The organism is Bradyrhizobium sp. AZCC 2230 (genome assembly GCF_036924495.1).
Classification (GTDB): domain Bacteria; phylum Pseudomonadota; class Alphaproteobacteria; order Rhizobiales; family Xanthobacteraceae; genus Bradyrhizobium; species Bradyrhizobium rifense.
The window spans coordinates 1,476,582-1,500,628 of sequence record NZ_JAZHRS010000001.1 but is presented as its reverse complement, the minus strand read 5'-3'; the positions used below and the strand labels follow the sequence as shown (position 1 = coordinate 1,500,628).

The window sequence follows — 24,047 nt, the reverse complement described above, 5'->3', positions numbered from 1 at the left end:
TCCTGCAAATCTCCTGATCTGACAGGTCCAGTCGATGTTGTATTTCACGCGGTGGAGGGCGCTCGGGATTATCCTGACGGCGCTGATCGTGTGCCTCTGCGCGGTCCCGAACTTCTTCCCCGAAGCGCAGGTCAAGACCTGGCCCGCCTGGGCGCAGCGTCGGCTCGTGCTCGGCCTCGACCTTCAGGGCGGCTCCTATCTGCTGCTTGAGGTCGATGCGAACTACGTCAAGAAGGAAAAGCTCGACCAGGTTCGCGACGATGTCCGCCGCTCGCTGCGTGAAGCCAAGATCGGCTATACCGGCCTCGTGACGCGCGGCGACACCGTCGAAGTCCGGGTCAAGGACACCGATCTCCAGCCCGCGCTGACCAAGCTGCGTGACCTCTCGCAACCGATCGGCGGCCTGCTCGGGTCGAGCAGCCAGCGCGACCTCGACATATCCGATGCCGGCGGCGGATTGATCCGCCTGGCACTGTCCCAGCCTGCCATGGTCGAGCGCATGCGCAAGACCATCGAGCAGTCGATCCAGATCGTCGAACGGCGCGTCAACGAGCTCGGCACCGTCGAGCCGGTGATCCAGCGCCAGGGCAACGACCGTATCCTGGTGCAGGTCCCCGGCCTTCAGGATCCGACGCATCTGAAAGAGCTGCTCGGCAAGACCGCGAAGATGGAATTCCGGATGGTCGACACCTCGGTGCCGCCGGATCAGGCGCAGCGGGGCGGGCTGCCGCCGGATTCCGAGCTGCTGATGAGCCAGAGCTCGCCGAAGGTGCCTTATGTCGTGAAGAAGCAGGTGCTGGTCTCGGGCGCCGAGCTCAACGATGCGCAGACCGGGTTTGACCAGCGTACCAACGAGCCAATCGTCTCGTTCCGCTTCAATTCCACCGGGGCCCGCAAATTCTCGCAGGCCACGCAGGAGAACGTCGGGCTGCCGTTTGCGATCGTGCTCGACAATGAGGTGATCTCGGCACCGGTGATCCGTGAGCCCATCACGGGCGGGCAGGGACAGATCTCGGGCAATTTCACGGTCCAGTCCGCCAACGATCTCGCGATCCTGATGCGTGCCGGCGCGCTGCCGGCGCCGCTCACGGTGGTCGAGGAGCGCACCGTCGGTCCGGGCCTTGGCCAGGACTCGATCGAGAAGGGCGAGCTTGCGGCCTATGTCGGCTCGATCATGGTCATCGTGTTCATGCTGCTGACCTACCGGCTGTTCGGCGTGTTCGCCAACATCGCGGTGGCCATCAACGTCGCCATGATCTTCGGCCTGTTGTCACTGCTCAACGCCACGCTGACGCTGCCCGGCATTGCCGGCATCGTGCTCACCGTCGGCATCGCGGTCGATAGCAACGTGCTGATCTACGAGCGCATCCGCGAAGAGCTGCGCAGCGGCCGCAACGCGATCTCGGCGATCGACGCCGGGTTCAAGCGCGCGCTCGCGACCATCCTCGATTCCAACATCACCACCTTCATTGCCGCCGCGGTGCTGTTCTATATCGGTACCGGTCCGGTGCGCGGCTTCGCCGTGACGCTCGGTATCGGCATCATCACCACGGTGTTCACCGCCTTCACGCTGACCCGGCTGATCGTGGCCGGGTGGGTGCGGTGGAAGCGGCCGCAGAGCGTGCCGATCTAGGAGCCTGACCGTGACTCACATTGTTCTCATCGGGCTCGGCGTCCTCATTGCTGTCCTCACCGTGGTCTCGGTGTTCGGCCTGCTGCCGTCGCTGCGCATCGTCCCTGACGATACGCATTTCGACTTCACGCGCTTCCGTCGCATCAGCTTCCCGATCTCGGCAGCGCTGTCGATCGTCGCCATCACGCTGTTCTTCACCCACGGCCTGAATTTCGGCATCGACTTCCGCGGCGGCACGCTGCTGGAGGTGCGGGCCAAGTCCGGCACCGCCGACATCGCGGCGATGCGCACGACACTGGATGGCCTGCGCATGGGCGAAGTCCAGATCCAGCAAATCGGCGGTCCCGCGGACGTCCTGATCCGTGTCGCGGAGCAGCCGGGCGGCGACGCCGCGCAGCAGGAAGCCGTGCAGAAGGTCCGCACGGCGCTCGGCGATTCCTTCGAGTATCGCCGCGTCGAAGTGGTCGGCCCGCGCGTCTCCGGCGAGTTGCTGGCCTTCGGCATGCTCGGCTTGATGCTCGCGATCGTTGCGATCCTGGTCTATCTCTGGTTCCGGTTCGAATGGCAGTTCGCGCTCGGCGCCATGATCGCCAACGTGCACGACATCGTGCTGACCATCGGCTTCATGTCGATCAGCCAGGTCGATTTCGACCTCACTAGCATCGCGGCGCTTCTGACCATTTTGGGCTATTCGCTGAACGACACTGTCGTCATCTATGACCGCATCCGTGAAATGCTGCGGCGCTACAAGAAGATGCCGATGCCGCAGCTGCTGAACGAGTCCATCAACTCGACGCTGTCGCGCTCGATCATCACCCACTTCACCGTGACCCTGGCGTTGCTGGCGCTGCTGCTGTTCGGCGGTCATGCCATCCACAGCTTCACGGCCGTGATGATGTTCGGCGTCGTGCTGGTCGGCACCTACACCTCGATCTTCATCGCAGCGCCGATCCTGATCTATCTCGGCGTCGGCGAGCATCGCGAAGATGCGAAAGAAGAGGCTCCGCCGGCGAAGAAAAGCAAGGCGTGATCCGAACCGCAGGCCCTCGCATGAGTTTGCGAGGGCAATAAGCTCATTCGGACGAAGCTCATGGCCGGCGATCCCAACGCTCCCCATTTCCCGCGCTCGGCGCCGATCGAGGCCTATGGCAAGGGCGGCTTCGCCTTCGCCGGCATGTCGCATAGGGGCTCGCTGCTGTGCCTGCCTGACGCGATCTGGGCCTGGGACGTGACCGATCCGACCAGGATCGACCGCTATTCGCTGGATCGGGTGTTTGCGGCCGCCAACAGCATCGACACGCTTCTGGTCGGGACCGGAACCGGCGTCTGGCTGCCGCCGCCGGAGCTTCGCCAGGCGCTGAAGGCGGTGAGGGTGGTGTTGGACACCATGCAGACCGGCCCCGCCGTGCGCACCTACAACATCATGATCGGCGAACGGCGCCGCGTCGCGGCCGCGCTGATTGCCGTGCCATGAGCAGCGCTGCGACGCCGCCTGACACCGTGACATTCTGCGCCGACCTCGTGCGCAGCCATGACTTTCCGCGCTATGTCGCGACGCTGTTCGTGCCCGCTGCCGAGCGTCGTGCGCTGCTGGCGCTCTACGCTTTCAACGTCGAGATCGTTCGCGTCCGCGACCAGGTGAGCCAGCCCTTGCCCGGCGAAATCCGCTTTCAATGGTGGACCGATCTGTTCTCGGGCCTCGTTCACGGCAGCGCCGAGGGCAATCCGGTGGCGGCCGAGCTGTTGCGCGCGATCCGCGATTTTGACCTGCCGGTCGAGCCCTTGTCGCTGCTCGTCGACGAGCATCAGTTCGATCTCTACAACGATCCGATGCCGACCATGACGGCGCTTGAAGGCTATCTCGCGGCGACCTCTTCAGCCTTGTTCGCGCTCGCGGCGCGGATCATGGGCGAAGCTTCGGAAGCGAGCGAGCACCTCGCGCGGCACGCCGGGCTGGCGCAGGGCATCGCGCAGGTGATCGCGAACCTGCCGCGGGACTCGGCCCATCGACAATTGTTCCTGCCGCAGCAATTCCTGACTGGCCATGGCTGTGGCATCGAGGATGTGTTCGCCGGCAAGCAGACGCCCCATCTGAATGCCGTACTGGACCAGCTCATGGGCGAAGCCCGGCAACATCTGGCGACGGCCTCGTCGCTGCTGGCTCAGGTGGCGCCGCCGGCGCGGGCTGCATTCCTGCCGCTGAGCCAGGCGCGGGCCGATCTCGATCGCCTGTCGCGGTCCGGGCGTAATCCCTTCGCGCCGCAGCCGGTGTCGCGGTTACGCACGCTGTGGACGCTGTGGCGGGCTTCACGATCCCGGGAATTTACCAAATAGCGGTTGGCTTATCGCCCGAGGCGGCCGAATGCTCTATGCTGTCCCATGGCTGAATTGTCCCAAACCGCAGTCCCCGATCTGAGCGGCCTTCCGGTCGCACCGGGCGACATTCAAGCCGCTGCCGAGACCATCCGCGGCGCCGTCGTCGAGACGCCCTGCAGCTACAGCCGGACGCTGAGCAACATTTACGGCTGCGAGCTCTGGCTCAAATTCGAGAACCTCCAGTTCACCTCTTCGTTCAAGGAGCGTGGCGCGCTGAATCGGCTCACGGCGCTGACGCCGGAGGAGCGCGCGCGCGGCGTTGTCGCCATGTCGGCGGGCAACCACGCGCAGGGAGTGGCCTATCACGCCAAGCGGCTCGGCATTCCCGCCACGATCGTCATGCCGGTGGGCACGCCGATGGTGAAGGTCGAGAACACCAGACATCATGGCGCCGAGGTGGTTGTCACCGGCGCGACGTTGGAGGAGGCGGCCGCGTACGCGCGAAGCCACGGCGAGGCCCGCGGCATGATCTTCGTTCATCCTTACGACGATCCGCTGGTCATTGCGGGGCAGGGCACGGTCGGGCTGGAGATGCTCAAGGTGGTGCCGGAGCTCGACACGCTGGTCGTCCCGATCGGCGGCGGCGGCCTGATCAGCGGCATCGCCATTGCGGCGAAATCGATCAAGCCGTCGCTGCGAATCCTGGGCGTCGAGGCCTGGCTCTATCCCTCGATGTATAATGCCGTCCATGGCGGCACTCTGCCGGCGCGCGGCGACACGCTCGCCGAAGGCATCGCGGTCAAATCGCCAGGCAAGATCACAACTGAAATCGTGCGCAGCCTCGTCGACGACATCGCGCTCGTCAACGAAGCCGAGCTCGAGCGCGCAGTCGCAACCCTGATCTCGATCGAGAAGACGGTCGTCGAGGGCGCCGGCGCCGCCGGCCTCGCCGCGATCATGTCCGATCCCTCGCGCTTCGCCGGCCAGAAAGTCGGGCTGGTCCTGAGCGGCGGCAACATTGACACCAGGCTGATCGCCTCGGTGCTGACGCGCGAGCTGGCGCGTGAGGGACGGCTGACGCAGCTCTCGCTCGATATTCCGGACAGACCGGGTCAGTTGGCCGCGGTCGCCGCGCTGCTGGCCGAAGCCGGCGCCAACATCATCGAGGTCTCGCACCAGCGGACCTTCTCGGACCTGCCGGCCAAGGCGACGCTGCTGCAACTGGTCATCGAGACCCGCGACAGCGCGCATCTCGACGAGGTCATGGCCAAGCTCGGCGCATCCGGACTGAGCGCGCGCTGCACCTGAGCGGCGCTATCGCGGCGCCAGACCCGCGAGGTGGGCGATCAGCCGATCGATCTCGGCTTCCGTATTGTAGTAATGCGGAGACGCCCGCACGACGACCGGCAGCGCGCGGACTTCGGCGTCGATGCGGGTGCTCGACGGATCCGAGGCGCCGATCGTGATGCCGGCCGCGGCGGCGCTGCGGACGATAGCGTCCGCCTCATGCCCCTCCATCGTGAAGCTGACGATTGCGCCCGGTGCACGGCCGAGGTCGCGAATGGTAATGCCGCTGACAGCGCCGAGGCCATTGCGGAGACGGTCCGCCAGCAGCCGGCAGCGTTGCTCGATCGGGCCGAGGCCGATTGCCAGGGCGTAATCGACGGCGGCGCCGAGCCCGAGCCGGGCCGCGTAATTGTTCTCCCAGGTCTCGAACCGGCGGGCATCATCGCGGAGCTCATAATGGTCCCGCGAGACCCAGGGCGCCGCAAAGTGGTCGATTATCGGCGGCTCGAGCTGTTGCAGCAGTGGCCTGCGGACGTAGAGAAAGCCGGTACCGCGCGGCCCGCGCAGGAATTTGCGCCCCGTGCCCGACAGCATGTCGCAACCGATCGCTTCGACGTCGACCTGCATCTGGCCAACCGCCTGGCAGGCATCGAGCAGATAGGGAATGCCGCGTGCGCGCGCGATCCTGCCGATGGCTGCGGCGGGATTGACGAGCCCGCCATTGGTCGGAACCCAGGTGATGGCGATCAGCTTCACCCGGTCATCGATCATGCGTTCGAGCGCCTCGATGTCGAGCTCGCCGGTGGCATCGCTCGGCACGACATCGATGACCGCGCCTGTGCGCCTGGCGACCTGCAGGAATGCGACATAGTTGGCGGCGTATTCCGCCTCGGCGGTCAGGATCCGGTCGCCGGCGCGAAACGGCAGGGCATAGAACGCCATCTGCCAGGCAACGGTCGCGTTCTCCATGAGCGCGATCTCGTCGGGCGCGGCATTCAGCAGGCGCGCCACCGAGCCGTAGACTGCATCAAGCCGCTCGGACTCGCGGTCGGCGGCGGTATAGCCTCCGATCTCGCTCTCCAGATCGATATGCTGCTTCATCGCCGTGACGACGCCCGTCGGCATGAGCGCCGCGCCGGCATTGTGGAGATAGGCGAGCCGAGAGGCGGCCGGTGTGTCGGCGCGGATTTGGTTGATGTCGATCAAGTGTACCTCCGCGTCCCGTAATGCTTGCGTATGAATTAGACATGCCGAGGAACGCGAGCAAGATCGCGACGAACAAAGCCTTGCCTAATCTTAGATGCAGAGGCCGAGCAGCTTGATATGGCAGTTGCTGGATTTGGGCTTGCCGGCGGGCGTGACCTCGCGTTTCACGGCCACCAGCGGCTCGCTGTCCTTCTTGCCCTTGCCCTTCTTCGGCTCGTAGTCGCCGGCGATCACCATGGCCCAATAGGTGCGCTTGCCGCTGGCGGTCTTCGCGCTGGCAATGCCGACGCGGGAGGCGTTGTGCAGCAACAGGTTCTTGCGGTGCCCGGAGGAGTCGATCCACTGGCCGAGCGTCTTCTCGAAATTGTCGTAGCCATAGGCAATGTTCTCGGCGGCGCGGCCCGCGCCCGATGGCGCGACGCGCTTGTTGAACGGGCCGAGGGCGTCGTGGCTGAGATCGTCCTTCGCCGCCATTGCGCGGGCCTGGTCCATGGCGATGCGGTCGAGGGTCGTGTCGCGTACGACGCGGGCCTCACCATGTTTCAGCCGGAAGCCGGAGATCTGTTCGGAAGGGGATTCCGCGGCCATCACGGGCGCCGCCACCAGCAGCATGAGACCTGCGATCAGCAGGGCTGCGCGGCGCCTCATGGTCCCCCAGCGATTCATCGTTTCCCAAGTCAGTGTGACCCCCCGGCTTCTCCACCGGCATTGTGGACGCTTCAAGGCGCGGCGCCCCCCGTGATCTAACTGGTGGGCAGGTCCGCCTCGAAATTGAAGCGGTCGCGCAGGTTCTTGCGCTGCTCAAGGATGTCCTTGAGGAAGGCGCGGTCCTGGTCATTCTTCATCATCGGCTCGATCAGGTCGAGCTGGTTCATGGCGACCAGTTGCAGGATTTCGGTGCGCGGCTTGCCGCTGCTGTCGCGCGGCAGCGCGTGCACGATTTGGATGTGTTCCGGCGGCTTCGGACCCTTGGCGGCAGTGAGCTCGTTGCGGAGCTGGCCTTCGAGCGCGGCTTGATCGGCCTCCACGAACGCATAGAGCCCAACGCCGGAACGGCGGTCGGCAAAGGCGACGATGGCGGTGTCGCGCACGGCGGGGTTCTTGCGGATCAGCTCGGCGATCACCGGCGCGTCGTTGACAAGACGGCGGCCACCGCCCTCGCGGTCGGTGAAGTTGAACAGGCCGCGGGTGATCGCGCGGTAGACCTTCTTGCCGGTGGCAAGCCACAGGCTCGCGGCGAAGGATTTTTTCGCGAGAATCTTTCGCTCGCGCGGCGTCAGCGCCTCGGGCGCGTAGGAGCGCTTGTGCTTGAGCAGATGACGGAGGTCTTCATAGGCGAGGACGCGATAGAGCCGGCCCCGGCGGTTGAAGCAGGCCGCGAGCTGGAAGTCCGTCACATAGGCGCGCCCATCGCGGCCGACCAGCCAGTTCTGTTCCTTGGCGAGATCGTTGTGGCAGATGCCGGCGCGGCGCAGCCTTCGCAGCGCCGCCTTGGCCGAGCGGAAATAGGCGAGATCGCCATGGGGTTTTGCCAGATGCAGCGCGACGCCGTCGACGAAGCCGCGCGCAAGAGCGCGGCGGCCGGCCCAGAGCAATTCAGGGCCGACATTGAGTCCTTTGGCAAGCACCAGCGCGTGCTTCTCGCGCGCGAACAGATGACGCGCCAGCAGGAACGACCACCATGGCACTTCATCGAGCCGTCGCAGCACCGCGTCGACCTCGCCACTGTCAGCGCGGAAGCGGCCGCGCTCGACGGTCGAGAACACGTCGCGCTTGAGCAGCACGCCCTCGGTCCAGCGCGCCGAGAGCACCGCGGCGTCGTCTTTCGGGAGATTCATCGAAAACTCACGCGGCTGCGGCAATGCGCAAATGATCGGCGATCCAGCGATCGAGATCGGCGAGCGCCAATGCGCTCATCGCCTGCTTCTTGGCCACCGTCTTCTCGTTGCCGCGCAGCCGCGTGCCATCGGGCTTCTTCGTCGGCGCGGTGGCGAGCGGTGGGAACAGGCCGAAATTGATGTTCATCGGCTGGAACGATCGCGTGCCCGGCTCGATGGTCTCGATATGGCCGCCGGTGATATGGCCGAGCAGGGATCCGAGCGCCGTCGTACCCGGCGGGCTCGCAAGCGTCTCGCCGCGGGCATCAGCTGCCGCGTAGAGACCGGCGATCAGGCCGACGCTTGCGGACTCGACGTAGCCCTCGCAGCCCGTCATCTGGCCTGCAAAACGCAGCCGCGGCTGTGCGCGCAGGCGCAACTGGCTGTCGAGCAGCTTTGGCGAATTGAGGAAGGTGTTGCGATGCAGGCCGCCGAGGCGGGCGAATTCGGCTTTTTCCAGCCCGGGAATGGTGCGGAAGATGCGCTGCTGCTCGCCGTATTTCAGCTTCGTCTGGAAACCGACGATGTTGTAGAGCGTGCCCAGCTTGTTGTCCTGGCGCAGCTGCACGATCGCGTAGGCCTTCGTCGTGGGATCGTGCGGATTGGTGAGACCGACCGGCTTCATCGGGCCGTGGCGCAAGGTCTCGGGGCCACGTTCCGCCATCACCTCGATCGGCAGGCAGCCGTCGAAATAGGGCGTGTTGGTCTCCCATTCCTTGAACTCGGTCTTCTCGCCTGAGATCAGCGCGGCAACAAAGCCATCATACTGCTCCTTCGTCATCGGGCAGTTGATGTAGTCGGCGCCGGTACCGCCGGGGCCGACCTTGTCATAACGCGACTGGAACCAGGCCACCGACATGTCAATGGATTCGCGATGCACGATCGGTGCGATCGCATCGAAGAAGGCGAGCGCGTTCTCGTCGGTCAGCTCGCGGATGGCGTCAGCCAGCGGCGCGGAGGTGAGGGGACCGGTCGCAACGATGACGTTGCTCCACTCGGCCGGCGGCAGGCCTTTGATCTCGCCGCGGGCGATCTCGATCAGGGGATGGTCGTTCAGCGCCTTGGTGACGGCGGCCGAGAAGCCGTCGCGATCGACCGCGAGGGCGCCGCCTGCAGGCACCTGGTTGGCGTCGGCTGCACGCATGATCAGCGAATCGAGCCGTCGCATCTCGGCGTGCAGCAGGCCGACTGCGTTGTTGGCGGCGTCATCCGAGCGGAACGAGTTGGAGCAGACGAGCTCGGCGAGCCCGTCGGTGCGGTGCGCCTCGGTCATGCGATCGGGCCGCATCTCGTGCAGCACCACGGGCACGCCAGCTTTCGCCGCCTGCCAGGCGGCTTCGGAGCCGGCAAGGCCAGCGCCTATGACGTGCACAATATTGGATAGGGGTCCTGTCATGGGGCGGACAGGTAGCGCTTTTCGGCGGCCAGTGGAATCGCAGAGATCGAGTTTTCTGCCGCTGAAAACGACAGCGCCCGCACGAGGCGGGCGTTATCGGTCCGTCCGGTGAAGGGCTGAACGATATCAGCCCTGATACTGACCGGCGGCAACGCGCGGGATGTCCGAGCGATCGAGGCCGATGTCGGCCAGTTCGCGGTCGCTGAGCTGGGACAGCTCGGCAACGTTGCGCTGATAGTCCCGGAAAGCCTGGATCATGCGGATGAGCGAGAGCAGCATTGGTAGTCTCCTGTAGTTCGATTCAGCCCTTGCCCGGGCGTCATCGTTGAAATGAATATAGGTGAGAGTGGTGCAGTGCGAAAGTTCCGATGTTGCGATGCAGCTAAGCGAAGAACGCATGGCATCGGTAAGAGACGATTAACCTGTCGGCACTCCCGCCCATCTGCTAGGCGGAAATCCTCGCATGGTGCAATAAACGTCCGTGAAATCACGGGTTTATAGCAAATCCTGCGGTTCCGATGCTGATGGAAATAAGTTGCGTTTCCATGACCCGCAAGGCGATATGCCAGCTTGTAAGCCCAAGTCTCGCATGCGCGAATCGCATGAACGGAGATTCATAGAAATGAAGATTTATTCAAAGTATCGTTGAGAGCCCTGCCGATCTTCGGAGAGGCTCCGCGACGATTCTCTGGTCCTCGGCGGGGGCGGATCTGCGTCTCGCCGATCGGTTGAGGCTGTCCGCCTCCCTCGTTGACGCAGTGCACACACGCTGTGCGTGCGGTCCGGATTACAAAGTTGTAATGAAAATCAGAAATTTCGCATGCGGCTCTGCGCAGCGCGCAACATCACGCAATTCTCGCGGGGAATTTATTGCGGCAAGTTGCCGCGTCGGCAGCAAAGTCATGTTGCAGATTCCGGCAATGTCGCTGGGTCTGTCCCAAGAACAAGAGAAGGAAAGTAACATCATGACGAAGTTACTCGGGGTTATTGCAATTGCCGCCGTCGCATTCGCCGTCGCGCCGGCCCAGGCCGCCAAGCACAGCACGGGCGGTTGCAGCGGGGCCAATCTGGAGAAGACGGAGACCGCGATCGAGGGCATGCCCGACGGCGACACCAAGTTCGTCGCTGAGAAGGAGATCACCGCTGCGCAGGACGCGCTGCTCAATGGCAAAATGGGTGTGTGCGGCGCGCACCTGAACAAGGCGATGCAAGCCACCATGGGCAAATAACGGGTAGGTAAACGCAACCCAAGAGAGGGCCGGTCGCAAGGCGATCGGCCCTACGCGTTTTGTGTCTGGGCGTGTGCTTTAAGGGGCGTGGGCGAGCTGGGTGGCAAAATAGGCCACCGTCTTGGAATAGACCTCGCTCTTGTTCCATTGCTGGAGCACCGCGAAGTTCGGGCTGCCCGGCTGCCAATCCTTGCCCTTCTGCCAGCCATAGCCCGCTAGATAGTTCGCGGTGGAGGCCAGCACGTCGGGGGCGTTGTGCAAGAGGTCACGCTTGCCGTTGCCGTCGAAATCGACGGCGTATTTCATCCAGGATGATGGCATGAACTGGGTCTGGCCGAGCTCGCCGGCCCAGGCGCCTTTCATGTCGGCGGGCGCGAGATCGCCGCGCTGGACGATGCGTAGCGCATCCAGCAATTCGCCGCGAAACTGCTCGGCGCGCCGGCAATCATAGGCCAGCGTCGCCAGCGAGCGGATCGTCGCGAACTTGCCGGTGTTGACGCCGAAATCGGTCTCGAGACCCCAGATCGCGACCAGCACCTCGCCGGGCACGCCGTAGGTCTGCTCGATGCGCGACAGCACCGAGCCGTATTGCTTCATCATGTTGGAGCCGCGCGTCATCCGCGGCGGCACCATGCGACCGGAAAACTCTTCGAAGGTCTGGGTGAAGACCTTTTGCGATTTGTCACGGTTCAGCACGCTTTGGTCCAGCGTAACGCCGGCAAGCCCGGCGGCGATCGCCTGTTGCGAAATGCCCTTGGCCGCGGCCTCGGTTTTGAAGTCGGTGAGCCAGGCGTCGAAATTGCCTGAACCGCAGGCGACCGCGGCCGGAGTAGGCTCGGCGGACACGATTGACGCTGAAAGGGCGAGGGCTGCGAGAGCGAGACGAGAAATCGTCAGGGTCATTCGAGTAAATTGATTCCGTGAAGTGGCATGACCGGCGGCGGCAATCTCGGTTGTAACCGCGGCCAAAGCAAGGCCTATGACAGTAGCCGACCCCGCCCGGGGCCGCCGGGGCGGGATCGGTTGTCACAAGACCGTCAGGCGCGAGATCGTTAGGCGCAAGATCGTTAGACGTCCGTCCTATTCCCGATTCCGCCACGGGAAGAGATTGGCGGGGAAATCGGCTGCCGGCTTGCGCGGACGCTGCGGCGGAGGCGGCACTGGCCGGGCACCGGGTTCGGAGACGATGACCTTGCGGTAGAGATGCCAGGTGGCGTGGCCGAGCAGGGGGATGACGACGGCGAGCCCGAGGAACGCGGGGACCGTTCCGAGCGCCAGCAGCACCGCCACGATCAGGCCCCAGGCCGCCATCGGCACCGGGTTTTTGGCGACGACGCGCAGCGAGGTGACCATCGCGTCCAGAGCGCCGGCATGGCGGTCGAGCATCAACGGAAATGAGACGGCGCTGATGCAGAGCGCGGCGAGCGCAAACAGGAAGCCCGTGCCGCAGCCGATCACGATCAGCCACCAGCCCTGCGATGTCGTCAGCACACGCGTCACGAAATCCGAGATTCCGGTCACGCCTTCATAGCCGAACGCCGCCACATAGATTGCCTGTGCGGTCGCGACCCAGGTTACGAACAGCGCGAGCAGCAGCGTGCCGAGGCCGAGCATGGCGCCGAAGGAAGGCGAGCGCAGCACGTCCATGGCATCCCAGGCGCTGGCCTCTTCATAGCGTTCGCGACGGCTCGAGAGCTCATAGAGGCCGAGTGCTGCGAACGGGCCGATCAGGGCGAAGCCTGCGGCCAGCGGAAATAGCAGCGGTATCACTGAATAGCCCATTGCGACGCGCGCGATCACCAGGCCGAGCACCGGATAGATCACGCAGAGGATGATGGCGTGGCTCGGAACCGCCTTGAAATCTTCCCAGCCGCGCTTGAGCGCGTCGTGCAGGTCGGACAGTTGGATGGTTCGGATCACCGGCCCAGCCGCATCCGCGGGCTGGGCCGCCGTGGGGACATTGCCCTGGTAGAGTGTGGCCATGGTCGTCGCTTGCTCCCTTGCCATGCAACCGAATCCGGCGCCGGCAAACGGCGCGAGCGGCCGCTTTTTCTGAGTTTCGCGATTCCAACCGGACGCGAATTCCGGATGGCATCGCGAGCTGAACCAAAAGCGTACGCCTCTTTCCGAGTCCTGTCCCTCACGCTTGGGTGAGATTCGTTGCCGCAGTGCAACCTCGATGATGTCATTCGGTCGTCATTTCGCCGCAGATAAGCTCATGCTGTTTGTGCTCCGCGGAACTTCGCGGGCGCAACGACGTAACTTCGTCTATAAGTGCCCACTCAGGGCCTTCCAACGGGATCCTTTTCGGGGAGCAGGACATGAGCATTTTCGGGAAAATCATGGGCGCAATTTTCGGAAGCCATCCCGCTTCCGCTGCGCCCGCCGGCGGCGCACCCGCGGCCAGCGCGCCTGCAGGGACCGCATCGCCGTCGTCGGCGCCCGGCGCAGCACCCTCCGCCGCGCCCGCAGCCACCGTGGACGTTGCGGCCATCGTCGACAAGCTGGTGGCTGCCCAGAAGGAGAAGCTGGAATGGCGCACCTCGATCGTCGACCTCATGAAGGCGCTGGACATCGATTCGAGCCTTGCTGCACGCAAGGATCTCGCCAAGGAGCTCGGCTACACCGGTGACACGAACGACTCCGCCAGCATGAACGTCTGGCTGCACAAGCAGGTGATGTCCAAGCTCGCCGCCAATGGCGGCAAGCTGCCGCCGGAAATCAAGCACTGACCGACGCGCATCGGTCGACGCCAAGCAACTAAAAGAGGGCCCGCGATCTCGTGGGCCCTTTTGCGTTCAGGCGACGAGATCCGCATCCTCCGGGTGCTTGTCGAGATAATCGACGACGAAACCGCAGCCCGCGATCACCTTCCTGCCGTCGCGCCGGATCAGGTCGAGCGCGCCCTTGATCAGCTTGGAGGCAATGCCGCGACCCCGCAGCGCACGCGGCGTCTCGGTGTGGGTGATGATGACAGCCGACGGCGTCAGCCGGTAATTTGCGAAGGCGATTTCGCTTTTGACATCGAGCTCGAAGCGGCTCCTGTCCTTGTTGTCGCGTACCGGTGCCTCCATGCCTGATCCTTCCGAAGCGATGCTTATTCCCTGATCTAGGCGCCTGAACCCTGCCTTGCCAAGACGCGACCAGGGGAGGTTGCCGCAGGGGAGGTATCTGCAAAAATGTTGGTCCGTCTTGCAATCTTGCACCGGTTCCCCACGTCTTGTTGCAGGACATACGCCCGAATGCGGCCGGCAGGATTGCTAGACATTCGGAGTGTCATGATCGCCAGCCGCCGACGTGTGCCTCTTTTTGTAGGAGGGTACGATGTCGGACTTTGGTTTCTTGAATACTCATCGAACATGGGAAGACTGGTGTGGGATGCTGCTCGGCGCGCTGATTGTCGCGTCGCCGTGGTTTCCCATCCAGGATCGCTCGGGCATCGTCGGACACGAGATGATGGTCGTGAACGCGGTCGCGGTCGGCCTCGTCATATTTGGCCTTAACCAGCTCGAATATGTCGCCTTGCAGCGCTGGCAGGAGGTGGCGACGATCCTGGTTGGGCTGTGGCTCATCGTCTCGCCCTTGGTGCTCGGCTATTCCGGCGAAGGTTTTCTCCGAATCTACCATACCAGCCTCGGCGCGGTGGCGGTGATCCTCGGCGTGCTCCAGCTGTGGCAGGACTGGGATCTGAGTGACCAGGATATGCTGAAGCATGGGCAATAGGCCCTGGATTTCGGCAGGCCCGCCGCGCGATCGGCGGGCCTGAGCTCGCTCATCTCTTCACCAGATCCGCATAGTCCGGGTGCTTCTCGATCCACGCCTTCACGAACGGGCATTCCGGGATCAGCCTCAAACCGGCCGCGCGGACCTGGTCGAGCGCGCCTTGCACCAGCTTTGAGCCGACGCCCTTGCCGCCGAGCTCTTTCGGCACGTCGGTATGCTCGAAGGTGATGACATCGCCGTCGAGCTTGTAATGCTCGGTCGCGAGGTGGCCCTCCGCCTCGAGCTCGTAACGGCGATGGGCCTCGTTGTTGATCACGTCGCTCATGATGTCTCCGGTCAGCTCTTCAGTGCGTCCGTCAGCATCTTTCGGATCGACCAGGCCTCGCCGTCGGAGGAGCCCTTGATGTCGTCGATCTTCCAGCTGTTGGCCTCGCGCACGAAGTCGTAACGCACGATCTGGTCGGCGGGTTTGCGGTCGTTGCGGTGGCCGGTGATGGTCACCGCAACGCGGTATCTCAGTAGACCGAAGAACGCGCGGTTGTTCAATCGGCCGCCTTGGCGAGGCGCGAATCTTCCGGCTGAGGTTTTGTGGGGAGGCAGCCCTGGCAGATGACGAGCGAACGATTGACCTTGGCGTCCTGCTCGGCCTCGATGCCGTCGCTCTCGAGCCGGGCAGCAGTGCGCGTTGCGCGTGAGGGCCCGGGAGTGGAACGCGGTTGATTGGGGTCCTGGCCCGCGCCATCCCAGGCATAGCGCGCGGGTTTGAAGGCAGGATCCGAGGCCAAGTGCGCTTGCGGAGCGACAGCACAGCCGGCAAGTGCCAACGTGAGCAGGAGAACGACGGGCGCTTTGACCATGATGCAGCACTCTGTACGCAGATACTGAGCGAGGTTGCCCCCATCATGTTTAAAATTCCTTGAACGGGCGCATGGATGACGCCCCGTTGGCGGCCTTGCGAGGCCACCGGCGATGGCGATAAATGGGCTCCAATGAGCGGGCGGCTTGCGTGCCGTCTGCCGTTGAAGAGGAAGCCCGATGCAGTCGCTCCGCATGTCCCGCCGCGTGATGAATCTTGCCTACATGCTGACCCAGAATGCGCGGCGGCATGGATCGCGTCCTGGATTCGTCTGGGGTGACAAATCCTGGACCTGGCGCGAGATCGACGCGCAGGTTTCCGCACTGGCCGCGGCGCTTGCTGCGCGCGGCATCGCCAAGGGCGACCGCATCCTGGTCCATTCGAAGAATGGCGACGAGATGTTTGTCTCGATGTTTGCGGCGTTCCGGCTCGGCGCGGTCTGGGTGCCCACCAATTTCCGCCTGATGCCAGACGAGGTCGCCTACCTCGCGCAGGCCTCCGGTGCGAGCGCGTTTTTGTGCCATGTCGATTTTCCCGAGCACGCGGCGGCCGTGAACGGCGGCGCGCTGGAATTCACCTGGAGCATCGGCGGCAAGGCATCGTTCGGCGAGCGCTCGGTGGCCGACGCCATTGCTTCGCAGGCAGGCCAAGTGGTCGAGAACGTTGCCGTCGAGCACGACGATCCCTGCTGGTTCTTCTTCACCTCCGGCACCACGGGCCGCTCCAAGGCCGCGGTGCTGACCCACGGCCAGATGGGTTTTGTCGTCACCAACCATCTCGCCGATCTCACCCCAGGCGTCACGGAAGCCGATGCATCGCTGGTGGTGGCGCCGCTGTCGCACGGCGCCGGCGTACATCAGCTGGTACAGACCGCGCGCGGCGTCTGCACCGTGCTGCTGTCGACCGAGAAGTTCGACATCGACGAGGCGTTCCGCCTGATTGCGACGCATCGTGTCGGCAATCTCTTCACGGTGCCGACGATCCTCAAGATGATGGTCGAGCATCCCGCTGCCGACAAATACGATCATTCCTCGCTGCGCCACGTGATCTACGCCGGCGCGCCGATGTATCGCGAGGACCAAAAGGCCGCGCTGAAGAAGCTCGGCAAGGTCATCGTGCAATATTTTGGCCTCGGCGAGGTCACCGGGAACATCACTGTGCTGCCGGCGGCGCTGCACGATCCCGAGGACGGGCCGCATGCAAAGATCGGCACCTGCGGTTTCGAGCGGACCGGCATGCAGGTCTCGATCCAGGACGACGAGGGGCGCGAGCTCAAGGCGAACCAGAGCGGCGAGATCTGCGTGATCGGGCCTGCGGTGCTCGCGGGTTACTACGATAATCCTGAAGCCAACGCGAAGGCCTTCCGCAACGGCTGGTTTCGCACCGGCGATCTCGGCCACATGGACGAGGAGGGGTTCGTCTACATCACCGGGCGTGCCTCCGACATGTACATCTCCGGCGGCTCCAACATCTATCCGCGCGAGATCGAGGAGAAGATCCTGACGCATCCTTGCATCGGCGAGGTCGCAGTGCTCGGCGTGCCCGATGCGACCTGGGGCGAGGTCGGCGTTGCCGTCTGCGTTGCGCGCGACGGCGAGAAGGCTGTGAGCGAAGCGGAGATGGCGGCGTTCCTGTTGCCGAAAGTGCCGCGCTACAAGATGCCGAAGCGGTTTTTCTTCTGGGAGGCGCTGCCGAAATCCGGCTATGGCAAGGTGCCGAAACGCATGGTGCGCGACGAGCTCGAGGCGCGCGGGCTGCTCGATCTCGACAAGACCAAGGCGAGCTGAGCGCGGGGCATGCGGAGCATCAAGCAGCCGGGCGCGCCGGTCACTGAACGTATCCAATGGGTAGAGGCGAGGGGGCACCCCTTTTCGTTCACGCTTCCGGCAGGCCTGCCGCTGCTCGAAGCCGCACGCCGCGGTTTTGCCGCGGAAGGGTTTGCGGGTGGCGTGCTGAATTTCAGCCAGGGCGCGCTCGGGCCGTTCGGCTATGTGATGCCGGCGCTGTCGAAGACCGGCGAGAACGCGGCGTTCTACAGCGACACGTATCGGCCCACAGGCGTAACGCGCACCAGGCTCGGCAGCATGACGCTGGGTATGCGCGACGGCGCGCCGTTCTTTCACTGCCACGGGCTGTGGATTGAGGCGGATGGCAAGGCGAGCGGCGGCCACATGCTGCCGGACGAGACCGTTGTCGCTGAGCCGTTCCAGGTCCAGGCTTTCGGCATCGATGGCGCGATGTTCACGGCGGAGCCCGATCCCGAGACCAATTTCAAGCTGTTCGGGCCGGTCGTCTCCGCGAGCACCGGTGCGCGTACGACCAGCCGCGCATTCGCGCTGCGGCTGCGGCCCAACCAGGATTTTGCCTCCTGCCTCGAAGCCTTTTGCCGGGCACATGGCATTGCGCGTGCAAAAATCCACGGTGGTGTCGGCTCGACCATCGGTGCGCGCTTCACCCATGGCGGCGTGACCGAGCCGTTTGCCACGGAGCTGGCGATCACCGCCGGGACGACTGCGCCGGGTGCGTCCGGCGCGCTCGAAGCCGCGCTCGACGTCGCCCTGATCGACTACACCGGCGGCATCGCCGAGGGCCGTCTGGCCCGCGGCGACAATCCCGTGCTGATGACCATGGAGCTGGTGCTGGAGGTCTTGGGCTAACCCCAGTGCCCCCCGGGGCGGGGGCAAGATACTTCTTTGCAATCATCGTGTTCCTGTTATGTTCCAATCGAACGAGGCGCGGAGGTTGGCAATGGCGTGGAAGGGCAATCGGACGATCAACCTTCCCGCGCCGTATCTGAAGCGGGTCTGGCTCGATCCGTCGCGAGTGAAGGATCGCGAGGCTTATCCGTTTTGCCTGCCCATCTTTCCGGATGATTTCGAACTCAACTTCGAGGCCCCCATCACGATCATCGTGGGAGAGAACGGCACCGGGAAGTCGACGATCCTGGAGGGCATCGCAGCGCTGGCCCGGCTGCGACGATGCCGGTGGAGGCAAGGGATACATGCCGGTCGATCACTCCGAGGCGCGCGAGAAGATGGGCGGCCAGCTCTCCAAGGCGCTGCGCGCAAGCTGGCTGCCGAAGATCACCAACGGCTGGTTCTTTCGCGCCGAGAGCTTTTTCTCGGTCGCGCGATATCTGGACAAGGCCGCGCGGGATGCTGGCCAGGTCGGCCCCGATTTCCTGTCGCACTCCCACGGCGAGGGCTTCCTGCGCTTTTTCGAAGAACGCTGCCAACGCCAGGGCATTTTTATCTTCGACGAGCCGGAATCTGCGCTGTCGCCGGCGCGTCAGATCGAGTTTTTGAAACTGCTGCGGCGCATGGAAGATTCCCGCATCTGCCAGGTGATCATGGCGACTCACACCCCGCTGCTGATGGCCTATCCAAATGCGCAACTGCTGCGGCTCGGCAAATACGGCCTCGAGCCGACGACAGTGGAGCAGACCGATCATTACCGGGTGATGCGGGAATTCTGCGCCGATCCGCACGGTTTCGTCGAGGCGACGCTGGCGGAATGAATCTACCATCCATTCACAAGGGCTGACATCCATGGCTCCACTCGTTCATCCCGGACGGCTGCTCAAGCGCGAATTGGTTGCGCGCGGGCTCAGCGCAAACAGGCTTTCGCTCGACATTGGCGTTCCCTCGGGGCGGATCACCGATATTTTGAATGGACGCCGAGGTATCTCGGCGGACACGGCGGTACGGCTTGGTCGCTATTTCGGCAATAGCCCTCAATTCTGGCTGGACTTGCAAGGGCAGTACGACATTGGTGTCGTCGAACGGGAGAAGGGCGCGGAAATCGCTCGACGGGTCAGGCCCGCCGACGCGGCTTGATGGGGGTTCGGGCGAAGACTTCATCACCACGGGCTGGCGCGCATTTTCGCCATGGCCAGATATGTCGATTCACTGAAGCCTGATGTCCCCGAGTTCGATCCCTGAAAGAGGTCGAGCACGGGCGAGTAAGTCTGACTGGCGTTCCTCGCGTCATACATGGCCGAGAAACGGCCCAACAGCTTTGTAACTTTGGTGGGATCTCCGAGATCTTTGATATTGAGGTATTTCGCCACGATCTTGGCCTGCTGATCGATCTGCATCGAAGCCATCTGATCGGGCAAATCGAAGGTGGTTCGAAACACCTCCGAAAGAGCCTTGTCGGCAAGGATGTCATAAGCGGACGTGATGTGCCCCGCCATGCGCTGAAAATACAGCGCCAGGCGCACGCCGGGATTCGTATCGCCCTGCTGCTGTTCCAGGCTTTGCTCGAGAAAGTTCTTTTGCGTTGCCAGAAATTGATCGCGCTTTTGCGGGCCCACCATCGGAAGACGCGCGACGTTGCCCTTGCTGTCAAAATTGAACGACGCCGCGATCTCGGCAAAGCGCGGGTCGCTCTCCGTGTTTGCGAAGCTCTTGCGATCGTTCAGATCGGAGGCGAAGATCTTCTTAAGATATGCGGTGGTCACTTTCGCAGGGTCCAACCCCTTGGCGACAAGAATGAAGTCGACCATCTTCCTGTTCGCAAGCAGGTCGGAAACGCTGTCGATGTTGCCGATCGACTGTTGATAGTCCGTCGCGTCTTTCTGAGCCTGAGCCTTGATTTTCGCCTGGTCTTGCGTGCTTGCAGACTTCAATTTCGCAATGACGTAGTCCTTGGCGATATCGAGGATCTCGGCCGAATCCTGAGCCGCCAGGGGCGTCGTCAGGTTGCCTTTGGCGTCAAAGTTGAACGCGCGTGCGAGCTTGACGTATCGATCGTCCTTGAGCGTATAGACGTAGCTCTTGGGGTCGTTGAGGTCGCTTTCGAGAACAGCCTTCACGGTGGACTGTGAGACCTGTGTGGGATCGAGGCCGACGGCTGACAGCGCGAAATTATACGCGCCTGGTGTGGACACGAGCGTCTGGAGTGAGTTCACATTGGGGATGAATTTTCTGAATTGTGCGATGACCAGAGCTTCCTGCAACGGGCTTGCCGCCGAATAGACCGCTGACTTGCTGTCGTCGAAGCTCTTGTTGGTGCTTGCGAGGTTTGCTGCGGTCTGCGCAGGTGTACCCGCTGGAAGCGATCCGTCGGCCGAAAACTCGAACGCGCCGGCCAGATCCATGAAGTGGCCGGTGGTCGCGATGGCGTCGTTGGTGCTGGATATGCTGCTCACGGCTGTCTGCAGGCGATATTTTTCGACCAGTATCTGCACATTCAACTGATTGACGTCGGCACCGGGCCGCGACAGTTGCGTCGTATAGTCGGCAATCTTCGAGCTGGCGTCGGTGGCATCCGATTTGGCTTGGGCAAGCTGGGCGTTCAGGCCATTCAGCTGGGACGAGAAAGTAGTGTTGACGTAGCTGTTCGGATCGGACGAATCGCTGGACAAGACTTGCTTGATGGTGTCACGCGGCCACTTGCTTTGATCGATCCCGAATGCCGAGGCGACATAGTTGCGAAGACGATCGTCGTTGAGAAGCTGGTCGGCGCTGGTCACGCTGCCGATCGTTGCATTGTAGTAAGTCGTGTCGGCGGCAACGGCATCGACGTTGCTCTTCATGGCTGCCGTGTACAGCCCGATGATGTCGTCGGTCTGGCTATCCGATTGCGCGACCTTCGTCTCACCGCCACCGAAGGAAAATGCCGCGGCAAAATCGCGGTAACGCTTGTCGATCAGCGTGTTGGCAAAGCTCTTGGAGTCCGAGAGATCGCTCTGCAGCACTTTCTTCATGAAAGCCTTGGCGTAGGCCATGTCCTCCAGGCCATAGGCTTTCGTGACGTAGTGATACAGACGATAGTCCTTCATCAGATCGTCGACGGAGTGCACCTTGCCGATGTTGGCTTTGTAATAGGCGGCGTCGCGCGATACGTCCGATTGCTGCGCCACCCGCGTCAGGGTCTGTGCGAGATTGCGCGTGACGTAGCTGAAGCCAAAATAGGTGGACACCATGGGGAATTCCTGACGGCGCGGCGGGTCCTGGACGTCCGTCAATCATTGCCGGGTCGCAAGGCAGGGGCTGGCCTCATGCCAGCAGACAGAAACATTGTTACAATTCATTGCTGCGATTCTGAACGGCAACCTCAGGTATGATTTTGCGTCCAAGTGCCGCATTGCATGGATCGTTCCCGCAAGCCTCCCGCAAGCAAGACGTGAATAAGCTTCGTCGTGCCATTGGCGTCTGCAATCGCGGACACGCTTTCACGCCCTCGCGGCACATCGTGCCCGAGCTTTGCGGCGGTTGCCGCCCTCGAAAGTGCCGAGGGCGCAGGGAAGGCCGGGTGCCGGCTGGCACCCGCGGTCCACTGTGCGATGGTTGCGCTACGAGAAGCTGCACAGCGGCATACAGGTGAAGCCAAACATCCGGCCTTCCCTGCGCAGTGGGTTGACGGCTTATGTCGCGCTCTCCCCGGGGAGCGATGCACTATTGCCCCCGTCGCCTCACGGATGGCTGATGCGGAGACCCGGTCGGGCCAAACGCATCACCGCAAGACTTGGCGCACAGACCCCGGGCGTCAGGACCACACGATTTTGCCGTACGCAGATCACACCGGTCGTGTGCGCGACGCTTTTGCTCACGGTTGCCCGCCCTGCAAAACCCCTCGCGCCGATGTGACCCACGTCCACCACGTCCCATCCCGCGTGTCGTGACGATCGCGATAGCGCCCCTCGGCCGGGTTGGGATGGCCGGAATATGATGCATTTCCGAATTCGCGTAAAGCGAATTGTTTTGCTTGGAGAGCCTTGACCGCGATCTAGCGTGTTTTGCCTGTCGGGTAACGCAAGAGATTGTGGTGGGTGGTGGGGCGGACTAGCGCGGCGTAATCCACCGCCCTTCTCCCCGGGACAAATTGGCGGATTACGCTGCGCTGATCCGCCCTACGGTGCTTTCGACGGGGCGAAGTCCCGCAACTTCATGAAAAAATCCTTCAGGATCGCGTTGCGATCCACATAGGTCACGTAGCGGATCGGATGCCGCCTTCGGTCGACGCTCCATGTCATCTGTTCGGTGAGAACCGGGGCCGGGATGATCACGCTGGGGGCCCACATGGGATTGAGCAGCCAGCCGACCGGCGCCATGTCCCAGATCTCCTTGGCCCAGCCCATATGGTCCGGCGAATACTCCTTGAACCGCATCGCGAGGAACGCGCCGATACTGCCATGCGGTTCGACGTAGCGCTCGATCTCCGGCACCGTCGCGTGCAGGCGCGAGGTGACGCCCCGGCAGGGCACGAGAACGAGCGGCACGCCGCTGTCGAGCAGCACCTGCGCGCCGCCGACATCCTGCTTGAGGTTGAACTCGATGGTGTCAGGCCATTCCAGTGCGTGGCCGCCAAGCCAGACCACCACGATCCGGTCGATGATATCGGGGGCCCTGAGCAGCGCCGAGGCGACATTGCTGATGGCGCCGATGGCGATGACGTAGAGCGGGTTGTCAGGCGAGCCCGCGCGCGCCCGGGCGACGAGGTCGTCCACGGCGGGGGCTGGCTGCGCCATCTTGGCCGAACCGACATAGTCGGTGACACCGCGATGAACCAGGCCATCCGGCGCGATGTTCAACCGCTCCAGCAGGCGCAGGATTTCCTGATAGCTCAGCTCCATGCCGTGCCCGGGATTGTCCGCGCGGGTATTGAAGAACGGCGCGGCGTAGATCGCCTCGACGTCGAAGCGTTCCGGCGACAGCAGCATCTGCACCAGCGCGAACTGGTCGTCGACCTCGTTGTAAGTGTCGGTGTCGAGCACGACGCGCAACCGGCCGTCCGGCGGGGTGAGGAGCTTGAGGCGGGCTGCATCCGTGAGTGTCATGACCGTCTCCTGAGGGCGGACGATTGCGGATCAGGCCTTTGCCGGCGTTCGGCAAACCGCATCCGAGATCTCATCCATCTGCGCGAACATGTAATCGGGTGCAAGCGCCTGCAACGCGGCCGGCGCAGCGTAGCCCCAGCTGACCGCGCCGCAGGCAATCCCCACCGCACGCGCCGCCTCGATGTCGCGGACCTCGTCGCCGATCGAAATGACCTCCGGCGGGGCGACGCCGGCGCGCCGGATCACGCGGCGGAATTTCGCGGGCTTGCCGAACACCGAAGCCGCGCAGTCGAAATGCGAGAAGAGTGATGCGACGTCGCCAAGCTTGGCCTTGGCATTGACCTCGCTGTCCGACGTCACCAGCGCGAGCTGCACGCCGCTCTCGGCCAGCGTTCGCAGCGTCACTTCGGCGCCGGCAAACAGCGAAATCTCCGCCGCCGCATCGCCCTTCAGCCGCCGCGCATACCGCGCGATCGCCGGGAGCTTCCACACGGGCACCTCGAGCCGTGCGAGGATCTCGCGCGTCGAAGCATGCCGCAGTCCCTCGACATCCTCATCCCTGACACGCCGAAAGCCGAAGCGGTCGGCGACGTCGTTGATGGTGCGCAGGAACCAGGGGAAGCTGTCGACGAGCGTGCCGTCGAGGTCGAAGATGGCGAGGGAGTAGGGCATGGAGGCGGGCGGACACCGTGAGCGACACGCTGACAGACGCAGTCGGAGATGCTATATTGATCACTTCAG

24 protein-coding genes and 2 pseudogenes are annotated in these 24,047 nt (G+C 63.6%); 12 read left to right on the top strand and 14 right to left on the bottom strand.

The genetic code is table 11. The features are described from left to right. The first annotated feature begins 34 nt into the window (after positions 1 to 34). Genes secD through V1280_RS07225 form a run of 5 tightly spaced genes read left to right on the top strand, consistent with a single transcriptional unit; the run spans position 35 to position 5,257 of the window. Positions 35 to 1,633 (top strand): protein translocase subunit SecD, encoded by a 1,599-nt coding sequence (secD, locus tag V1280_RS07245; RefSeq protein ID WP_334521005.1) that lies wholly within the window; start codon positions 35 to 37, stop codon positions 1,631 to 1,633. A gap of 10 nt (positions 1,634 to 1,643) precedes the next feature. Further along, positions 1,644 to 2,663, top strand: coding sequence for a protein translocase subunit SecF (secF, locus tag V1280_RS07240; RefSeq protein WP_334521002.1), 1,020 nt, complete (start codon positions 1,644 to 1,646; stop codon positions 2,661 to 2,663). Positions 2,664 to 2,723: 60 nt separating this feature from the next. Next, positions 2,724 to 3,107, top strand: a complete 384-nt coding sequence (locus tag V1280_RS07235) for an Mth938-like domain-containing protein (RefSeq protein ID WP_148777937.1) — start codon at positions 2,724 to 2,726, stop codon at positions 3,105 to 3,107. Then, complete coding sequence (locus V1280_RS07230; RefSeq protein ID WP_334520996.1) at positions 3,104 to 3,967, top strand: phytoene/squalene synthase family protein; 864 nt, start codon at positions 3,104 to 3,106, stop codon at positions 3,965 to 3,967. Before V1280_RS07235 ends, V1280_RS07230 begins: the two co-directional genes overlap by 4 nt. Before the next feature lie 45 nt (positions 3,968 to 4,012). Then, the gene (locus tag V1280_RS07225; protein WP_334520993.1) at positions 4,013 to 5,257 is read left to right on the top strand and encodes a threonine ammonia-lyase; all 1,245 of its coding nucleotides are present in this window, start codon (positions 4,013 to 4,015) and stop codon (positions 5,255 to 5,257) included. A gap of 6 nt (positions 5,258 to 5,263) precedes the next feature. On the opposite strand, the gene V1280_RS07220 is transcribed toward V1280_RS07225, so the two are convergent. The 5 genes from V1280_RS07220 to V1280_RS07200 all read right to left on the bottom strand — a co-directional run bounded on the left by V1280_RS07220 (position 5,264) and on the right by V1280_RS07200 (position 9,994). Next, positions 5,264 to 6,442, bottom strand: coding sequence for an aminotransferase class V-fold PLP-dependent enzyme (locus tag V1280_RS07220; protein ID WP_334520990.1), 1,179 nt, complete (start codon positions 6,440 to 6,442; stop codon positions 5,264 to 5,266). Positions 6,443 to 6,532: 90 nt separating this feature from the next. Then, positions 6,533 to 7,090 (bottom strand): CAP domain-containing protein, encoded by a 558-nt coding sequence (locus tag V1280_RS07215; protein ID WP_334520987.1) that lies wholly within the window; start codon positions 7,088 to 7,090, stop codon positions 6,533 to 6,535. A 95-nt stretch (positions 7,091 to 7,185) separates the two neighbouring features. Then, on the bottom strand, positions 7,186 to 8,280 hold the full coding sequence (locus V1280_RS07210; protein ID WP_334520985.1) for an AMP-binding enzyme: 1,095 nt from the start codon (positions 8,278 to 8,280) through the stop codon (positions 7,186 to 7,188). A 7-nt stretch (positions 8,281 to 8,287) separates the two neighbouring features. Further along, positions 8,288 to 9,715 (bottom strand): methylenetetrahydrofolate--tRNA-(uracil(54)-C(5))-methyltransferase (FADH(2)-oxidizing) TrmFO, encoded by a 1,428-nt coding sequence (trmFO, locus tag V1280_RS07205; RefSeq protein WP_334520982.1) that lies wholly within the window; start codon positions 9,713 to 9,715, stop codon positions 8,288 to 8,290. A gap of 126 nt (positions 9,716 to 9,841) precedes the next feature. Next, positions 9,842 to 9,994: a DUF1127 domain-containing protein gene (locus V1280_RS07200; protein ID WP_007590701.1), complete on the bottom strand. Its 153-nt coding sequence runs from the start codon at positions 9,992 to 9,994 to the stop codon at positions 9,842 to 9,844. A gap of 623 nt (positions 9,995 to 10,617) precedes the next feature. Between V1280_RS07200 and V1280_RS07195 the strand changes: the two genes are divergently transcribed. After that, complete coding sequence (locus V1280_RS07195) at positions 10,618 to 10,944, top strand: hypothetical protein (RefSeq protein ID WP_334520980.1); 327 nt, start codon at positions 10,618 to 10,620, stop codon at positions 10,942 to 10,944. Between the two features lie 78 nt (positions 10,945 to 11,022). On the opposite strand, the gene V1280_RS07190 is transcribed toward V1280_RS07195, so the two are convergent. Together V1280_RS07190 and V1280_RS07185 are read right to left on the bottom strand one after the other, a co-directional pair. Then, positions 11,023 to 11,847 (bottom strand): lytic murein transglycosylase, encoded by an 825-nt coding sequence (locus V1280_RS07190; RefSeq protein ID WP_334520977.1) that lies wholly within the window; start codon positions 11,845 to 11,847, stop codon positions 11,023 to 11,025. Between the two features lie 177 nt (positions 11,848 to 12,024). Beyond that, on the bottom strand, positions 12,025 to 12,927 hold the full coding sequence (locus tag V1280_RS07185; RefSeq protein WP_334538221.1) for a DUF2189 domain-containing protein: 903 nt from the start codon (positions 12,925 to 12,927) through the stop codon (positions 12,025 to 12,027). A 338-nt stretch (positions 12,928 to 13,265) separates the two neighbouring features. On the opposite strand from V1280_RS07185, the gene V1280_RS07180 reads away from it, so the two are divergent. Continuing rightward, a complete protein-coding gene (locus V1280_RS07180) occupies positions 13,266 to 13,676 on the top strand; it encodes a DUF3597 domain-containing protein (protein ID WP_334520974.1) in 411 nt (136 codons plus the stop codon). A gap of 66 nt (positions 13,677 to 13,742) precedes the next feature. On the opposite strand, the gene V1280_RS07175 is transcribed toward V1280_RS07180, so the two are convergent. Further along, entirely contained in the window at positions 13,743 to 14,018 is a 276-nt protein-coding gene (locus tag V1280_RS07175; RefSeq protein WP_334520971.1) for a GNAT family N-acetyltransferase, read from the bottom strand. Positions 14,019 to 14,268: 250 nt separating this feature from the next. On the opposite strand from V1280_RS07175, the gene V1280_RS07170 reads away from it, so the two are divergent. After that, a complete protein-coding gene (locus V1280_RS07170) occupies positions 14,269 to 14,667 on the top strand; it encodes an SPW repeat protein (RefSeq protein WP_334520969.1) in 399 nt (132 codons plus the stop codon). Between the two features lie 49 nt (positions 14,668 to 14,716). Here the strand turns inward: V1280_RS07170 and V1280_RS07165 are convergent, their stop codons facing one another. The 3 genes and pseudogenes from V1280_RS07165 to V1280_RS07155 form a co-directional block, all read right to left on the bottom strand. Beyond that, complete coding sequence (locus V1280_RS07165; RefSeq protein ID WP_334520966.1) at positions 14,717 to 14,992, bottom strand: GNAT family N-acetyltransferase; 276 nt, start codon at positions 14,990 to 14,992, stop codon at positions 14,717 to 14,719. Between the two features lie 11 nt (positions 14,993 to 15,003). After that, positions 15,004 to 15,174 (bottom strand): annotated as a pseudogene (locus V1280_RS07160) (DUF3828 domain-containing protein); the annotation flags it as partial. 35 nt (positions 15,175 to 15,209) lie between these two features. Then, positions 15,210 to 15,524 carry a hypothetical protein gene (locus tag V1280_RS07155; RefSeq protein ID WP_334520963.1) on the bottom strand — a complete coding sequence of 105 codons (315 nt, stop codon included), beginning with the start codon at positions 15,522 to 15,524 and terminating at the stop codon, positions 15,210 to 15,212. Between the two features lie 178 nt (positions 15,525 to 15,702). Between V1280_RS07155 and V1280_RS07150 the strand changes: the two genes are divergently transcribed. The 4 genes and pseudogenes from V1280_RS07150 to V1280_RS07135 all read left to right on the top strand — a co-directional run bounded on the left by V1280_RS07150 (position 15,703) and on the right by V1280_RS07135 (position 19,359). Further along, the gene (locus V1280_RS07150; RefSeq protein ID WP_334520960.1) at positions 15,703 to 17,310 is read left to right on the top strand and encodes an acyl-CoA synthetase; all 1,608 of its coding nucleotides are present in this window, start codon (positions 15,703 to 15,705) and stop codon (positions 17,308 to 17,310) included. Between the two features lie 9 nt (positions 17,311 to 17,319). After that, positions 17,320 to 18,180, top strand: a complete 861-nt coding sequence (locus tag V1280_RS07145; RefSeq protein WP_334520957.1) for a PCC domain-containing protein — start codon at positions 17,320 to 17,322, stop codon at positions 18,178 to 18,180. Between the two features lie 91 nt (positions 18,181 to 18,271). Further along, positions 18,272 to 19,040 (top strand): annotated as a pseudogene (locus V1280_RS07140) (AAA family ATPase). A gap of 31 nt (positions 19,041 to 19,071) precedes the next feature. Beyond that, positions 19,072 to 19,359, top strand: a complete 288-nt coding sequence (locus V1280_RS07135) for a HigA family addiction module antitoxin (protein WP_028136268.1) — start codon at positions 19,072 to 19,074, stop codon at positions 19,357 to 19,359. 23 nt (positions 19,360 to 19,382) lie between these two features. Here the strand turns inward: V1280_RS07135 and V1280_RS07130 are convergent, their stop codons facing one another. The 3 genes from V1280_RS07130 to V1280_RS07120 all read right to left on the bottom strand — a co-directional run bounded on the left by V1280_RS07130 (position 19,383) and on the right by V1280_RS07120 (position 23,978). After that, entirely contained in the window at positions 19,383 to 21,452 is a 2,070-nt protein-coding gene (locus V1280_RS07130; protein ID WP_334520952.1) for a DUF1217 domain-containing protein, read from the bottom strand. A 927-nt stretch (positions 21,453 to 22,379) separates the two neighbouring features. Next, positions 22,380 to 23,306: a nucleoside hydrolase gene (locus tag V1280_RS07125; RefSeq protein WP_334520949.1), complete on the bottom strand. Its 927-nt coding sequence runs from the start codon at positions 23,304 to 23,306 to the stop codon at positions 22,380 to 22,382. Positions 23,307 to 23,336: 30 nt separating this feature from the next. After that, positions 23,337 to 23,978 (bottom strand): HAD-IA family hydrolase, encoded by a 642-nt coding sequence (locus tag V1280_RS07120; RefSeq protein ID WP_334520946.1) that lies wholly within the window; start codon positions 23,976 to 23,978, stop codon positions 23,337 to 23,339. Between the last annotated feature and the right edge of the window lie 69 nt (positions 23,979 to 24,047).

Coding starts and splice junctions, on each gene's coding strand:
- V1280_RS07200 (WP_007590701.1), bottom strand. CDS start 9,994: ATGCTGCTCTCGCTCATCCGCATGATCCAGGCTTTCCGGGACTATCAG.
- V1280_RS07180 (WP_334520974.1), top strand. CDS start 13,266: ATGAGCATTTTCGGGAAAATCATGGGCGCAATTTTCGGAAGCCATCCC.
- V1280_RS07215 (WP_334520987.1), bottom strand. CDS start 7,090: ATGAGGCGCCGCGCAGCCCTGCTGATCGCAGGTCTCATGCTGCTGGTG.
- V1280_RS07195 (WP_334520980.1), top strand. CDS start 10,618: ATGTTGCAGATTCCGGCAATGTCGCTGGGTCTGTCCCAAGAACAAGAG.
- V1280_RS07130 (WP_334520952.1), bottom strand. CDS start 21,452: ATGGTGTCCACCTATTTTGGCTTCAGCTACGTCACGCGCAATCTCGCA.
- V1280_RS07190 (WP_334520977.1), bottom strand. CDS start 11,847: ATGACCCTGACGATTTCTCGTCTCGCTCTCGCAGCCCTCGCCCTTTCA.
- V1280_RS07155 (WP_334520963.1), bottom strand. CDS start 15,524: ATGGTCAAAGCGCCCGTCGTTCTCCTGCTCACGTTGGCACTTGCCGGC.
- secD (WP_334521005.1), top strand. CDS start 35: ATGTTGTATTTCACGCGGTGGAGGGCGCTCGGGATTATCCTGACGGCG.
- V1280_RS07145 (WP_334520957.1), top strand. CDS start 17,320: ATGCGGAGCATCAAGCAGCCGGGCGCGCCGGTCACTGAACGTATCCAA.
- V1280_RS07165 (WP_334520966.1), bottom strand. CDS start 14,992: ATGAGCGACGTGATCAACAACGAGGCCCATCGCCGTTACGAGCTCGAG.
- V1280_RS07150 (WP_334520960.1), top strand. CDS start 15,703: ATGCAGTCGCTCCGCATGTCCCGCCGCGTGATGAATCTTGCCTACATG.
- V1280_RS07185 (WP_334538221.1), bottom strand. CDS start 12,927: ATGGCCACACTCTACCAGGGCAATGTCCCCACGGCGGCCCAGCCCGCG.
- V1280_RS07210 (WP_334520985.1), bottom strand. CDS start 8,280: ATGAATCTCCCGAAAGACGACGCCGCGGTGCTCTCGGCGCGCTGGACC.
- V1280_RS07170 (WP_334520969.1), top strand. CDS start 14,269: ATGTCGGACTTTGGTTTCTTGAATACTCATCGAACATGGGAAGACTGG.
- trmFO (WP_334520982.1), bottom strand. CDS start 9,715: ATGACAGGACCCCTATCCAATATTGTGCACGTCATAGGCGCTGGCCTT.
- V1280_RS07175 (WP_334520971.1), bottom strand. CDS start 14,018: ATGGAGGCACCGGTACGCGACAACAAGGACAGGAGCCGCTTCGAGCTC.
- V1280_RS07230 (WP_334520996.1), top strand. CDS start 3,104: ATGAGCAGCGCTGCGACGCCGCCTGACACCGTGACATTCTGCGCCGAC.
- V1280_RS07120 (WP_334520946.1), bottom strand. CDS start 23,978: ATGCCCTACTCCCTCGCCATCTTCGACCTCGACGGCACGCTCGTCGAC.
- V1280_RS07225 (WP_334520993.1), top strand. CDS start 4,013: ATGGCTGAATTGTCCCAAACCGCAGTCCCCGATCTGAGCGGCCTTCCG.
- V1280_RS07235 (WP_148777937.1), top strand. CDS start 2,724: ATGGCCGGCGATCCCAACGCTCCCCATTTCCCGCGCTCGGCGCCGATC.
- V1280_RS07125 (WP_334520949.1), bottom strand. CDS start 23,306: ATGACACTCACGGATGCAGCCCGCCTCAAGCTCCTCACCCCGCCGGAC.
- V1280_RS07135 (WP_028136268.1), top strand. CDS start 19,072: ATGGCTCCACTCGTTCATCCCGGACGGCTGCTCAAGCGCGAATTGGTT.